Raw genomic sequence first — 14,634 nt, 5'->3', positions numbered from 1 at the left:
TAGCGGAGCTGTGTATTTATTCATCAACCTATAATCCATTTACAATGAAATCATTGATATGGGTGGCAGCCATTGTATGTATGGCTACCACCTTTGCACCTGCGTATGCACAGGTGCCGGCTACTTATACCAATACAGAAATAAAAAATGCAAATGGCGAACCCATGTTGCTTGGACATTGCGAGCTTGCCTTATTGCGAAAACCACCTTTCGGACAATGGTTTACAACCGGCTTTTCAGCTTATCAACCGGATTCTTCATTTACTGTTCAGCTAAGACCCTTATTAAAAGACAAACAAATTGAAATATTTCTCGGTACATGGTGTGGCGACAGTAAACGAGAAGTACCACGTATGTTAAAAATGCTGGAATCGTCGGGTTATGATATTCAGCAGGTGAAACTGATTTTTGTGAGCAATGCCGGAGATGCTTATAAGCAAAGTCCACAGCATGAAGAAGCGGGTAAAAACATAAAAAGGGTACCTACACTCATTATTTATCATAACCAGTCCGAAATGGGCCGTATCATTGAATACCCGGTTGAATCACTGGAAAAGGATTTATTGCGAATACTCCGGCATGAAAAGTATACCCCTAATTATAGTGGGTTGTGAGCAGAGAGGTCAATGGTGAGTAGTGAGTAGTCAGTAGTCAGTAGCGAATATTATTGGCTAAGATACTCACTACTGACTACTCACTACTCACCCAATTTAATTCATTGACCATTGACCATTCACTCTCCCTCCATCACTTTCTTCCATAATTCCGGGATTCTTTTGATCCAGACAAGCTCTCTTCTTTTCAGGGATGCGTCTTCGGCAGGATAACCGAAATAGGTTTTTCCACCTTCCAGTGAAGAGGGAACACCACTTTGTGCGAGTACCACTGCATTGGCACCGATGGTCAGGGTTTTGCTTACGCCTACCTGGCCCCAAAGGGTAACACCATCTTCAATAATGGTTCCACCTGCTATTCCTACCTGTGCAGCAAATAAGCAGTTCTTACCCACGGTTGTATCATGGCCAATATGAACCATATTATCCATGCAGGTACCTTGTCCGATTCTTGTTTCGGCTGTTACACCTCTGTCGATGGTACAACCTGCACCAATTTCAACATGGTTTTCTATAACAACATTGCCACAACTCAACATTTTTTTATACCACACACTGCGGTTCTTTTTGGTGTTATAATAAAATGCATCACTCCCAATAACAGTACCTGATTGTATTACTACATAGTCGCCGATGATGGTATGGTCAAGTATGGTTACATTCGGATGTATGATACAATGTTTCCCTATCTCTACATTTTCACCAATAAAACAATTGGGCATTATTACTGTGTTTTCACCAATAACAGCTGTTGAACTGATACTGGATTGAGCAGGTGTGAATGGTCTGAAATGGCGTACAATTTTTAAGTAAGCTTCAAATGGCTCATCAGTAACCAGAATGGTTTTACCAGAGGGAATACTAACATCTGCAGTATTGATAATGATAAAATCAGCAGCGCTGTTGAGACTTTTATCATAGTATTTCGGATGATCTACAAATACAAGATCGCCCTTTTCTACTTTATGAATTTCATTAATGCCTGTGATAAGTGCGTCCGGATTTCCTTTGATATCAGCATGAATCAGAGATGCTATCCAGCTTACAGAAACGGGTGCGGGAAACTTCATATGCCCTTTTTTTGTTAAAATCAAAGGTAATAAGCCCTTTGCGGATAAATTATTTTAGTTTGATTCAGGGCTTAAAAAAGGCTTGAAATTTTAGTGTCAGATGCTAATAGCAAGTATGTATCTTATTTAAATGAAAAAAAATGAATCTGCTACAACCCTTTATTCATCAACGTTACAGCGAATCTACTTTTTTCTTTTTTGTGCAGACTGTGTTTTTATACCGCATTAAACAAGGCTTAACAAACATTGTAAAAAGGGCGGCTATTAACAAAGCCGCCAAAAATGTGAATAAAATTGTTTAAAAATTTTTTTGCTTTCGATAAAACTCTTTTTAATATTGTGTAGGGAAATTTATTTCCCAGTACTTACTAACCCATCCATATACAAAGTCTCGCTTCTGCGGGACTTTTGTTTTCCATGAATTATTACTTCATTATTTATAAACCATACCTCGTTCAATCGCAGTTTTCGCAGGTTGACGGCAAGCAGACTTTATCTGATTTTTTTGACGTTCCCAAAGATGTTTATCCCGTTGGAAGATTGGATCATGATAGTGAAGGGTTATTGATTCTCACAAACGATAAACAGTTAAACCATCGGTTATTGCACCCGGCAAACAAACATGAAAGAAAATATTGGGTGCAGGTTGATGGTGCTATTACAGTAGATGCAGTTGAGCAACTTAGCCGGGGTGTATCTATTACGGTGGATGGTAAACCATATCGAACATCTCCTGCCCATGTTGAACTTTTCAAAACAGAACCGATTGTTCCGCTACGTAACCCACCCATTCGGTTCCGAAAAGAAATTCCGGCACCCTGGATCAGTATCGTTTTAACTGAAGGAAAAAACAGGCAGGTGAGAAAAATGACAGCAACTGTTGGCTTCCCGACCCTGCGACTGATTCGTTACAGTATTGAAACGTTAACTATCGATGGCATGCAGCCGGGCGACCTGATCAGTCTGTCAAAATCAACCCTCTATAAAAAACTGTTTCATGAATAAATCCTTGCAAAGCCAAAAAGATAATTATACGATCAGTACCGATACAACAATATTTGATATTGAAACCATTCACCGATATCTCTCGGAAGAATCATACTGGGCAAAAAATATCCCGGTAGAACTGGTCCGTAAATCCATACAAAACTCACTTTGTTTTGGTATTTTTCTCTTTGACAAACAGGTGGGGTTTGCTCGTGTGATTACCGACAAGGCAAGTTTTGCCTATTTGGGAGATGTCTTCGTTTTACCGGAACACAGGGGTAGGGGATTGTCTAAATGGCTGATGGAAACCATTCATGCTTATCCAGACTTACAGGGGTTAAGGCGATGGCTGCTTTTTACGAGTGATGCACATGGATTGTACAGTCAGTTCGGATGGCAACCGGTACCTGAACAGCTTACCCATCGAATCATGCAGATACATAATCCGGATATTTATCTTCCATCAGCACAATAAAGGCCGAATAATCCGCGAATCTTTCAACAATCTTGCATGGTAAGCGTTAATTTTGCTGCCTTCAAGTAATCGAAGTATTTATATGAGTCAAGCACATTTATCGGAGCAGGAACTGATTCGTCGTGAAAAACTAGCCAAACTGCAGGAAGTAGGTATCGATCCTTTTCCGGCAGCATTGTATCCCGTTAGTCACTACTCAACAGATATAAAGGAAAATTATTCCGAGGAAAATAAAGAAGCATTCGCAGGTGTTTGTGTAGCAGGTAGGGTAATGAGCATCAATGATAAAGGGAAAGTATTCTTTATTAAGATTCAGGATAGTAAAGGTATTATACAGCTATATGTTAAACGGGATGATATTTGTCCGGAAGAAGACAAGTCTTTCTGGGATCATGTGATCAAGCATGGTCTTGACCTGGGTGATATTATTGGTGTTACCGGTTTTGCTTTTATTACCAAAACAGGCGAAACTTCTATCCATGCACAAACATTTACCATGCTTGCCAAATCGCTGAAACCGCTTCCGGTGGTTAAGCGCGATGAGGAAGGAAATGTATTCGATGCAGTAACAGACCCCGAATTCCGCTATCGCCAGCGTTATGCCGACCTGATTATCAATCCGGATGTAAAAGATACGTTTGTAAAGCGTACGAAGCTCATCAATACCATTCGTACATTTCTGAATGAGCAGGGAGCACTGGAAGTAGATACGCCTGTATTACAGGCCATTCCCGGAGGTGCCGCTGCAAGACCATTTATCACCCACCATAATGCGCTGGACGTTCCCTTTTACCTCCGTATTGCCAATGAGCTATACCTGAAACGTTTGATTGTGGGTGGATTTGACTGGGTATATGAGTTTAGCCGCAATTTCAGAAACGAGGGCATGGACAGAACGCATAATCCTGAGTTTACTGTACTTGAATGGTATACGGCCTATAAAGATTATTTCTGGATGATGGAAATTACGGAACAATTATTTGAAAAGATAGCCATCGCTTTACATGGAACCACAGATGTTCCATTAGGAGACAAGATCATTAGTTTTAAGGCACCCTTTAAACGAATCAGTATTCATGATGCTATTAAAGAGAATACGGGTATTGATGTAAGTGTTATGGATGAAGCAGGCTTGCGTGAAGTGTGTAAACAATTGAAAATAGATGTTCCAAACAATATTGGTAAGGGTAAGCTGATTGATGAAATTTTTGGGGCTACGAGTGAGCATACCTTCATTCAGCCAACTTTTATCATCGATTATCCGGTTGAAATGAGCCCGCTCACCAAAAAGCACCGCACCAAGCCGGGTTTAGTTGAACGATTTGAACTGATGGTGAATGGAAAGGAAATCGCCAATGCTTATTCTGAGCTCAATGATCCAGTAGACCAGCGAGAGAGATTTGAAGAACAATTGAAACTCATGGAGCGTGGTGATGATGAAGCGATGTTTATTGATCATGATTTCCTTCGCGCGCTGGAATATGGTATGCCACCTACATCAGGAATTGGAATTGGCATAGACCGTTTATGCATGATGATGACGAATCAGCCCTCCATTCAGGATGTATTGCTGTTTCCACAGATGAGGCCAGAAAAACAAGTGGAATAAAAGTTATTTATAACCGGGAATATATGGCTGCATATCCCTTATAAAGGCATTGGCATCTGCCTCATTATTGAACCGGATGGATAATTTATTACGGACCTCATACTGGGGTCCTTTTTTTTGACTATAGTATACTGTTGTAAAGAAAAACTGTTGAGAACTACTTAACTGAACCTGTACCTCCACAGGATTATTTTTATTGCTGCTAAAACTTTCAGCATTTAACTCAGAAAGCCTGCTCCATAAACTGGTGAACTTAGCAATACTGTTACTACCGGCTTTTGTTTCCTCTATCCAGAACCAGATATAACCATTTTTAGTATCGACTTTATAGTAGCTCTTAATGGATATGTCATTTCCAGAACCGGGTATAACTATATCAAGATTGCTGATCAGTTTTCCATCAATAGTGTAACGATAAGAGCCACAACGTCCATGGTATTGTGCATGAGAGGAAACGACCATAAGGGTCGTCAAAACGAGTATTAGAGCAGTAGTTCGCATCAGGGGGTATGCGATATTACAACTTATTTAAGGGGTTTTTTATTTTACAACCTTAAAATTAGATTAATACCTATACAAATAAATCATTATACAATTGGCCTCCTGGTACAACTGAATATTTTTCTAAATCTGTAATACCCTCTGCTGCAAGCACTTCTTCGTCAATGAAAGTGTTTCCTGTACAGCTCAGCCCGGTTTTCTGAAGTATATAAAAAACGGAGTCTGCGATAATTTCCGGAGTACGACTCATTTTCGCCAATGCTTCGCCGCCAAGGAGATTACGAACTGCTGCCGTATCAATAGTGGTTCTTGGCCATAGTGCATTGGAGGCAATACCCGCTCCTTTAAATTCTGCAGCCCAGCCCAGTGACAACATACTCATATTGTATTTGGTAAGAGTGTAGGCGATGTGTCCGCCCAGCCATTTTGGTTGCAGGCTAACAGGCGGCGACAGTGTGATGATATGGGGATTCTTTCCTTTTTTGAGCCAGGGTATACAATGTTTTACTACCAGAAAAGTACCCCTTACATTAATGCTGTGCATCAGATCAAAACGTTTGGTATCTGTTTGTTCTGTTGGTGTAAGCTGAATAGCAGATGCATTGTTAATCACTACATCAATACCGCCGAATTTGGCTACGGCCTGTTCAACCATAGCCTGAATCTGTTCTTCATGTCGTATATCAACCTGCACAGCCAATGCTTTACCACCTGCAGCTTCAATTTCTGCAGCAGCTGAATAAATGGTACCGCCCAGGCGTGGGTCCTCGGTAACACTTTTAGCAGCTACCACAATATTGGCACCTTCTTTAGCAAGACGTAATGCAATGGCTTTTCCGATGCCTCTACTGGCGCCGGTGATAAGAATAGTTCTGTTCTGAAATGGCATGATGAATGAAATTGATATCCCTAAATGTAAGGAAACATACCTACCAACCTAAGAAATCTTTAATGAGTGCTTCGGTTGCCTGGCAGGCTTTTGGCAGGTCATCATTTACCACAGTATGGTGGAAATGATGACTGAATGAAATTTCATAACTGGCTTTATTTACCCTATCGGCAAGGCTCTCCGGGGTTTCTGTACCGCGGCTTTCAAGTCTTCTTTTTAATTCTTCTACGGATGGGGGCTGAATAAATAAAGACAGACAACTTCCATCGAACTGCTGCTGTACATGGATGGCGCCTTTTACATCAATATCGAGTACAGGAATTTTTCCTTCATTCCAGATACGCTCCAGTTCCGATTTCAATGTTCCATAATACTTTCCTTCATATACCATTTCCCATTCAATAAAAGCATCTTCCTTTATTTTCTGCTGAAAACTTTCCGCAGACATAAAATAATAGTCAACACCGTTTTTTTCCTGTCCCCTTGGAGAGCGGGTAGCTGCTGAGATCGAAAAGCAGAGTAAGGGATATTTTTGTAACAGGTAATGGGTAATGGAAGTTTTACCTGAGCCCGAAGGTGCAGTAATAATGATAAGTTTTCCCTTGTTTGCTTGCATGTGCAAAGAAACAGAATTTTTAGAAGCCTGCGAAGGCGTTTATTTCAAACGAAAGTGCAAGTGTTCGGTATAGAATCTGTGGCCTCTTCTTATCCCTTTCTCTCTGCGAAAAAAAATCCCGGCTATTCAGGGCATACTCATTACGAAGACTGTTTCTATCAGAGAGAGGGGAGGCGTTTAAGATTTATTTATGCCAGCTTATTTTTTCTGAAAGAGGTATATTTCTTTTCCCCTCGGATAAGGGTTCATCAGTATAACCCAGGTATAAAAGACCCATTACCATATCATCTTCAGCTAGTCCCAGCATTTGTTTCATACTTTCGTGATGTGTCATGCCACCTGTACTCCATAAGCAGCTGATACCCAGGGCCTGTGCGCCTAATAAAATATGTTCCATGGCAGCAGCTGTTGCAGCTATTTCTTCTACAAGCGGAATTTTTTTGGTTGGCTGTCGTTTCATGTAAACGACAATGAGATGAGAAACTTTCTCACCATTATGGATAATGCCCTGGTATTTTGCTGTGGTGAATTTTTCGGGATCTGTGTGCTCTTTATAGAGATCTGCATGTTGTTGACAGAAACTTTGAAGACTGTTTTCTGTAAATACAATAAAGCGCCAGGGTTCTGTTTTTGCATGTGTGGGTGCCCAGTCTGCCAGTTCAAGTAATTGGTAAATAGAGGCATCACTTATTTTTTTCCCATTCATAGAAGTGGGCTTAATACTTCTTCTTTCTCTAATAACCTGTTTAAGTGTATGGATCGGCTGCATTCTGCAAAAATAAATATGCAGAGCATACAGCAAGTATAAACCTGAAAACAGTTTCGTAAAACCATAAAAATTACTTATGTTTAAAAGTAGAATTGGCTTTCAATTATCAGTAACCCCGGCATTTGCCATTTGATTGCTATGACGGTCAAAGAGTTTCAATCTGTATTTGACAATTTACCGGGTATGTACCTTTTGTTACAACCTGATTACCCCTCTTTTACAATTATTACAGGCAATAAAGCTTATTTGAAGGTTACCCTTACAACCTATGATATGATTAAGGGGAACCCGATTTTTTCTGTTTTCCCGGATACACCGGGTATTTATAATAAGGAAGCTAAAGAGCAACTGTTACAGTTATTTAATAAGGTAATTGAATTAAAACAAACCAATGAATTAAATGATTTCAGGTATGACATTCCCGCCAATGATGGTACCGGTAATTTTGTAGAGCGTTATTGGCGCATCATGAATACACCCGTTCTTGACGAGGCCAATGAAGTAACGCAGATTATTAATTCTGTGGAAGATGTAACAGATAAGGTATTGTCTGACAGGCAGGTAAAGGAAAACCTCACAAGGACACGTCTGCTGATGGATAATATTTTATCCAGTATTTCAGACGGTTTTGTGGCCTTAGATAAAAACTGGTGTTATAGTTATATTAATGAGCGTGGTGCTGCGTTATTGGCTGATTATAAACCGGAAGATTTATTAGGAAAAGATATCTGGACAATTTTTCCGGAAGCTATTGGACAACCTTTCTATTACAATTATCATAAAGTAATGGAGGAGCGTGAACCCATAGTGATGCAGGAATATTATTCACCATGGGATAAGTGGTTTGAAAACAGGATATATCCATCTCCTGATGGAGGTATTACAATTTTTTTTACGGATATTACTGTAACCAAAAAAGCAGAGGAACAGATTAGGGTTTCCAAGAATCATATGCGTATGATTCTGGATACAACAGAAGAAATTTTTCTGGTAATGGATAGTGAGTACAGGTTGATTACATTTAACAAGGCCGCTGATAAAATGGCCAGGCTTTTCTTAGGACAAGAACTGGAAAATGGATTGTCGATGTTAAAAATCCGGCAATCAAATGTAAAGCCTGATACACTTGCTTATTTTGAAAAGGTATTTGCAGGACAGAAAATAAGTTTTGATTATAACATTAGTGATCACGATGGTCGTCAGTATCATTTCGTAATTACCTGTATTCCGCTTTTTAATGAAGATGGGCAGGCCGATAAGCTCATGATGACTGCAAGGGATGCCACAAAAGAAATCATGAGCATAAAGGCACTTGGGGAATCTGAAGAAAGGTATAAGAAGCTTTTTTATGCCAATCCAATGCCCATGTGGATTTATCAGGAAGGCTCTTATCGGTTTATAGAGGTAAATGATGCGGCTATCATGAAATACGGGTATAACAGAGAAGAGTTTCTGTCTATGACCATCATGGATATAAGACCTGAGGAGGACGTAGAAAAAGTAAAAAAAGCTGAAAAAATCCGCTTACAGGAATATGAAATACACCATAGTATCTGGCGTCATTTAACTAAAAAAAAGGAACTGCTGTATGTTGAAATTACAGCGCACCATATTACCCATGATAAACAGCCATCGGTTCTGGTATTGGTTAATGATATCACAGCCAGAATAAAAGCAGAGGAAGAGGGCAGGTTTGAAAAGCAGAATAAAGAAGCCTTAATCAATAATACCAGTGACCTGATCTGGAGTATCGATAATAATTTCAGGTTACTAAGTGCCAATACCTCTTTCCTCAGTAATATTCAAAAGCAGACCGGTAAACTTTTTCAACCGGGCGACTATATGCTGGATACTTCAAACTTCCACCCGGAATTTGTTGCACATTGGAAAAACCTGTATGAAAGAGCTTTCCGGGGAGATTTTTTTACTGAATTGATTCATCAGCCGGCATTAAAGGGGCAATCTGAAGAATGGTTAGAAATAAGCTTCAATCCCATTATTACCAATCATGAGATTATTGGTATAGCCTGTTATTGCAGAGATATTTCTGAAACTAAACGATATCACCAGCAGTTGGAAGGTGTAAATAGTCAGTTGATTGAAAAAGTAAAAGAGATATCGGATTATAAGTTTGCACTTGATCAGTCAAGTATTGTTGCGGTTACAGATCAAAAAGGGATTATTCAATATGTAAACGATAATTTTTGTAAAATATCGGGATATGCCAAAGAAGAATTGATCGGGCAGGACCATAGGATTATCAATTCGGGATATCATCCAAAATCATTTCTCAGAAACCTTTGGGTTACCATTGCCAATGGGAAAGTATGGCGTGGTGAAATCAGAAATAAAACAAAAACAGGAACTTATTACTGGGTTGATACAACCATTGTTCCCTTTATAAATGAAAAGGGAAAACCTTACCAATTCGTTGCTATCCGTAACGATATTACCAGTAAAAAAGAAGAAGAAGAAAGGTTGCACCTTATGCGAATGGTTATCAGTAATACCAAAGATGCCATTCTTATTACAGAAGCTGAACCAATTGATGGAGAGGGGCCGAGAATACTGTATGTGAATGAGGCTTTTACAAAAGTTACCGGATATGAGGCGGCAGAGGTCATTGGTAAAACTCCCCGTATACTTCAGGGTGAGGGAACCGATAGAAAAGAATTGGAAAGGTTAAAAAAAGCGTTGAAAAAATGGGACTCATGTGAGATAGAAGTACTTAACTATAAGAAGAATGGAGAACCATTCTGGAATAATTTCACCATATCGCCGGTTACAAATGAAGCCGGTTGTTATACGCATTGGGTGGCTGTACAGCGTGATGCTACCGAAAGACGGAAAACAGATTCTCTGATGCGCGATAGCGAAGAAAAGAGAAGGCTTATCATGAATGCGGCACTGGATGCCATTGTTTGTATTGACACGGAAGGAATGATTACTTTCTGGAACCCACAGGCCGAACATATTTTTGGCTGGAAACAGGAAGAGGTAATGGGGAAACGGCTTTCCGATATCATCATTCCGGAACCTTATCGTGCCATGCATGATCACGGAATGGAACAGTATAAAGTAACCGGTAAAGGACCTGCATTGAATACTTTATTGGAACTCAGTGCCATTAACCGGGATGGGATAACATTTCAGATTGAGTTAACTGTATTACCGATAAAACAGGATAATGATTCTTTCTTTTGTGCTTTTATCAGAGATATAACAGAACGGAAACGGGCAGAAACTGCAACCAGAAGATCTAATGAAAGATATGAACTCGTTGCCAAGGCAACCAGTGATGCTATCTGGGATTGGGATATGCGAACAGGTTCTGTTATCCGCTCAGGCGATGGATTGCAAAAACTTTTTGGTTATGACTCCGCAACGGCAAGTAGCGATAATGATTTCTGGCGCAAACATGTACACCCTGATGATATAAATAAAGTAATCCAAAAAAGAGAGCAGGTACTGGAATTGACCAAAGACCAATATTGGGAGGATGAATACAGGTTTGAAAGAATTGACGGGAGCTATGCGCATGTGTACGATCGTGGTTATATTATCAGAAATAAAGAAGGAAAAGCGATCCGTATGATCGGGTCTACCCAGGATATTTCTGCCCTAAAAAGTTCAGAGCAGCAGTTACAGGAACTCAATGCCATTTTACAAAGAAGAGCTTCAGAGCTGGCAAGATCAAATGCTGAACTCGAACGTTTTGCTTATGTAGCTTCTCACGACCTGCAAGAGCCATTAAGGATGGTGAGCAGTTTTTTGCAACTACTTGAAAAACAGTACAATGAGAAATTAGATGAAAAAGCAAGAGAATATATCAACTTCGCTGTAGGCGGTGCAGACAGGATGAAAAGGCTGATACTTGACCTGCTTTCCTACTCAAGGGTATCTACCATAACCGAAGAATTTCAGCCGGTCGATATGAATATGATTGCAAGTCAGGTAGTTCAAATTTTCGAATCCAGATTTGAAAAAGAAAGAATAACTTTAATAGCAGATCCGTTACCGGTAATCATTGGTAATGCTACACAGTTGCTGCAGCTGCTCCAAAACCTTGTTGGTAATGCGATTAAGTATAAGAGTGAACTCCCCCCCCATGTTCACATTGGTTGTCTGGAAGAAGAGAGTCGATATGTGTTTTTTGTAAAGGATAATGGCATTGGTATTAACCAAAAGTATTTCGAGAAAATATTTGTGGTGTTCCAGCGATTACATCCCATCAATAACTACTCCGGAACAGGCATCGGATTAGCTATCTGTAAAAAAATAATCGAGCGCCACCACGGAGAAATATGGGTTGAATCGGAAGAAGGAAAAGGAAGTACGTTTTTCTTTAGTATGCCTAAGTAAATACATCAACTAAAAACATTCATATGTCCGCTTTTCAGGATCTAGAAATCTTATTGGTAGAAGACAATGAGGGTGATATCAGGCTCACCATTGAAGCTTTTAAAGAAGCCAAAATCAGAAATCAGATAAAAGTGGTGAGAGATGGAGAAGAAGCACTGGATTACCTTAAAAAACAAGGTAGGTACACAGGTGTTCCATCGCCTGATATTATTTTACTGGATATTAATCTTCCCAAAATTGATGGTAAAGAGGTATTGGGTACCATGAAAAAAGATCCGATATTGAAAACAATCCCAGTGATCATGCTTACAACTTCTTCTGCCGAATCGGATGTTCAGGAATCATATGAAAACCATGCGAACTGTTATGTTATAAAACCGGTTGATCTGAATAAATTCATGGATGTAATACGCAGTATAGAAGATTACTGGATATCTATTGTTAAGCTTCCAGGGAAGCATTGATACTGTTTTATCAGATTCGCTTTATGTCTGCACCGATATTCCTTAGTCGCTCATCAATTTTCTGATACCCCCTGTCTATCTGCTCAATATTCTGAATGGTGCTCTTGCCTTCCGCACTTAATGCAGCAATTAACAATGCCTGTCCTGCCCGAATATCAGGGCTACTCATGGTGATACCCCTCAGGTTATTTTTTCTACCTAAACCAATAACTGTTGCGCGATGTGGATCGCAGAGAATAATCTGTGCACCCATATCAATGAGTTTATCTACAAAAAATAAACGACTCTCAAACATTTTCTGGTGAACAAGCACGCTGCCCCTTGCCTGTGTAGCTACTACGAGTACAATACTCAGAAGGTCTGGTGTAAAGCCTGGCCATGGGTGATCATAAATGGTTAAGATACCCCCGTCCATATAAGTCTGTATCTCATATACATCCTGTGCCTGAATATAGATATCGTCGCCTTTGATGGAGAACTGTATACCTAACTGGCTGAATTTTTCCGGAATAATACCCAGGTGCTGAACACCGGCATTTTTAATGGTGAGTTCACTTTGTGTCATAGCGGCAAGTCCGATAAAACTGCCGATCTCAATCATATCCGGTAACATACGGTGTTCTGTTCCACCCAGCCGGCTAACACCTTCAATGGTTAATAAGTTACTGCCGATACCGCTGATTTTCGCACCCATACGGTTCAGCATACTGCAGAGCTGCTGAATATAGGGTTCACAGGCAGCATTGTAAATCTGGGTTACTCCTTCAGCCAGTACAGCAGCCATCACAATATTAGCTGTGCCTGTTACGGAAGGCTCATCCAGTAACATAAAACTACCTTTTAGCTGGGTGGCCGATAGCTTAAAGCAACTCTGTGCATCATCATAAGTAAATGAAGCCCCTAATTTTTCAAAACCAATAATATGGGTATCTAGCCTTCTTCTGCCAATTTTATCACCACCGGGTTTGGGGATATACGCTTTTTTAAAACGGGCAAGCATCGGCCCGGCCAGCATAACACTACCACGCAACCGCCCCCCTTTTTTTCTGAACGCATCAGACGATAGGTAATCAATATTCACATCGTCTGCCTTAAACCGATAGGTATCCGCATGCAGTTTTTCTGTTTTAACACCCATATCCTGTAACAATTCAATCAACAGGTTTACATCCAGGATATCGGGAATATTCGAAATGGTTACTTCCTCATCTGTGAGGACCACAGCAGATAATATCTGTAATGCCTCATTTTTGGCTCCCTGCGGAATAATTTCTCCTTTCAAACGGTTTCCACCACGTACTTCAAATGAACCCATAATAGTTGCTTAATTGAATGTGTACACGAATGTAATAAATGGCAGGCGCTTATAAAGGTACTGTCATGAAAAAAGCCCCGGCAATTTTGTTGGGGCTTTTTTCATGATATACTGAAGTATTATCAATAACGCTTTTTAAACTGACCGCCACCGCTGTTATTGCGGTTGTTGTTATTGTTGCGGCCGCCACCACCATTATTGCGATTATTATTATTGTTGCGACCACCGCCACCATTATTACGGTTATTATTATTGCGGTTGTTGTTATTGCGGCCACCGAAATTTTGTTGCCAGCGACCACCACGACCACCACCGCTTCCATATTCATCGCGTTCAAAATTCTGGTTGCGGTGTTTGATATATGGGGTATTGCTAAACTCAAGTTCGCCACCGGTAATGCTGTTTAACTCGCTTCTGATGGCATCATCGTGTACAAGCTCTTTATGCCAGTTGCTATATGCCAGTTTCATGTAATAGGCAATAGCATGTGCAAATCCTGCTTTTTTCTCGGGGTCTTCTTCCTTTAAAGCTTTATCGATTACCACTTCCAGGTTTTTACCCAGATGCGCATATTTGGGATGACGCTTGGGATAAGGAAGGGGGTCTGGTTTCTGCTTATAAGTCTCTCTTTGTGGGATAGGGTAAGGACTGTCTACATCTAATTTGAAATCACTGATGAAAAACAAGTGATCCCATAGTTTATGTCTAAAGTCTTCTACATTTTTCAGGTGCGGATTCAGAAAACCCATCAGTTCAATCACAGCCTGAGCCTGCTGCTGTCTTTTATCGCGGTCCTCAATTGTCAGTAAATAGTCCACCATTTTGTGTACATGACGACCATATTCACGCATACCCAGGTAACTTCTCGAAGTGTTATATTCCATGTAACTTTAATAAATACAGCAACAAATGTAAGTATTTCAGGGCGTTGAAGGGTATATTTTACGTGGATAAGCGTTAAAG

The 14,634-nt window shown here is 40.1% G+C and carries 14 protein-coding genes; 7 read left to right on the top strand and 7 right to left on the bottom strand.

The features are described from left to right. The first annotated feature begins 44 nt into the window (after positions 1-44). Positions 45-614, top strand: a complete 570-nt coding sequence (locus tag BC659_RS05945) for a thioredoxin domain-containing protein (protein ID WP_133473751.1) — start codon at positions 45-47, stop codon at positions 612-614. A 119-nt stretch (positions 615-733) separates the two neighbouring features. Here BC659_RS05945 and BC659_RS05940 read toward each other — a convergent pair whose 3' ends face one another. Beyond that, on the bottom strand, positions 734-1,684 hold the full coding sequence (locus BC659_RS05940; protein ID WP_133473750.1) for a UDP-3-O-(3-hydroxymyristoyl)glucosamine N-acyltransferase: 951 nt from the start codon (positions 1,682-1,684) through the stop codon (positions 734-736). Between the two features lie 140 nt (positions 1,685-1,824). Here BC659_RS05940 and BC659_RS16825 point away from each other — a divergent pair, with 140 nt between their 5' ends. From BC659_RS16825 to lysS, 4 genes are all read left to right on the top strand, one after another. Continuing rightward, positions 1,825-1,986: a hypothetical protein gene (locus tag BC659_RS16825; protein WP_162847361.1), complete on the top strand. Its 162-nt coding sequence runs from the start codon at positions 1,825-1,827 to the stop codon at positions 1,984-1,986. Between the two features lie 115 nt (positions 1,987-2,101). Continuing rightward, positions 2,102-2,689: a pseudouridine synthase gene (locus tag BC659_RS05935; RefSeq protein WP_133473749.1), complete on the top strand. Its 588-nt coding sequence runs from the start codon at positions 2,102-2,104 to the stop codon at positions 2,687-2,689. Beyond that, entirely contained in the window at positions 2,682-3,146 is a 465-nt protein-coding gene (locus tag BC659_RS05930) for a GNAT family N-acetyltransferase (RefSeq protein ID WP_133473748.1), read from the top strand. Before BC659_RS05935 ends, BC659_RS05930 begins: the two co-directional genes overlap by 8 nt. Positions 3,147-3,228: 82 nt before the next feature. Beyond that, positions 3,229-4,755 carry a lysine--tRNA ligase gene (gene lysS, locus BC659_RS05925; protein ID WP_133473747.1) on the top strand — a complete coding sequence of 509 codons (1,527 nt, stop codon included), beginning with the start codon at positions 3,229-3,231 and terminating at the stop codon, positions 4,753-4,755. Between the two features lie 3 nt (positions 4,756-4,758). Here the strand turns inward: lysS and BC659_RS05920 are convergent, their stop codons facing one another. The 4 genes from BC659_RS05920 to BC659_RS05905 all read right to left on the bottom strand — a co-directional run bounded on the left by BC659_RS05920 (position 4,759) and on the right by BC659_RS05905 (position 7,530). Continuing rightward, positions 4,759-5,229, bottom strand: coding sequence for a hypothetical protein (locus BC659_RS05920; protein WP_133473746.1), 471 nt, complete (start codon positions 5,227-5,229; stop codon positions 4,759-4,761). A 97-nt stretch (positions 5,230-5,326) separates the two neighbouring features. Further along, entirely contained in the window at positions 5,327-6,145 is an 819-nt protein-coding gene (locus BC659_RS05915; RefSeq protein ID WP_211340707.1) for an SDR family oxidoreductase, read from the bottom strand. Positions 6,146-6,185: 40 nt separating this feature from the next. Next, positions 6,186-6,761 carry a guanylate kinase gene (gmk, locus tag BC659_RS05910; RefSeq protein WP_133473744.1) on the bottom strand — a complete coding sequence of 192 codons (576 nt, stop codon included), beginning with the start codon at positions 6,759-6,761 and terminating at the stop codon, positions 6,186-6,188. Positions 6,762-6,945: 184 nt separating this feature from the next. Continuing rightward, positions 6,946-7,530, bottom strand: coding sequence for a nitroreductase family protein (locus BC659_RS05905; protein ID WP_133473743.1), 585 nt, complete (start codon positions 7,528-7,530; stop codon positions 6,946-6,948). A gap of 138 nt (positions 7,531-7,668) precedes the next feature. Between BC659_RS05905 and BC659_RS05900 the strand changes: the two genes are divergently transcribed. Together BC659_RS05900 and BC659_RS05895 are read left to right on the top strand one after the other, a co-directional pair. Beyond that, positions 7,669-11,892, top strand: a complete 4,224-nt coding sequence (locus tag BC659_RS05900) for a PAS domain S-box protein (protein WP_133473742.1) — start codon at positions 7,669-7,671, stop codon at positions 11,890-11,892. Positions 11,893-11,915: 23 nt separating this feature from the next. Continuing rightward, positions 11,916-12,356, top strand: a complete 441-nt coding sequence (locus tag BC659_RS05895) for a response regulator (RefSeq protein WP_133473741.1) — start codon at positions 11,916-11,918, stop codon at positions 12,354-12,356. Positions 12,357-12,366: 10 nt separating this feature from the next. Here the strand turns inward: BC659_RS05895 and murA are convergent, their stop codons facing one another. Both murA and BC659_RS05885 read right to left on the bottom strand, forming a co-directional pair. Beyond that, a complete protein-coding gene (gene murA, locus BC659_RS05890) occupies positions 12,367-13,671 on the bottom strand; it encodes a UDP-N-acetylglucosamine 1-carboxyvinyltransferase (RefSeq protein WP_133473740.1) in 1,305 nt (434 codons plus the stop codon). Positions 13,672-13,793: 122 nt separating this feature from the next. Further along, positions 13,794-14,555: a DUF4290 domain-containing protein gene (locus tag BC659_RS05885; RefSeq protein WP_133473739.1), complete on the bottom strand. Its 762-nt coding sequence runs from the start codon at positions 14,553-14,555 to the stop codon at positions 13,794-13,796. Positions 14,556-14,634: the final 79 nt, after the last annotated feature.

This window comes from Sediminibacterium goheungense, assembly GCF_004361915.1.
Taxonomy (GTDB): Bacteria; Bacteroidota; Bacteroidia; order Chitinophagales; family Chitinophagaceae; genus Sediminibacterium; species Sediminibacterium goheungense.
Note: the sequence above shows the minus strand (reverse complement) of the source record. Positions and strands in the feature narration are given on the sequence as shown.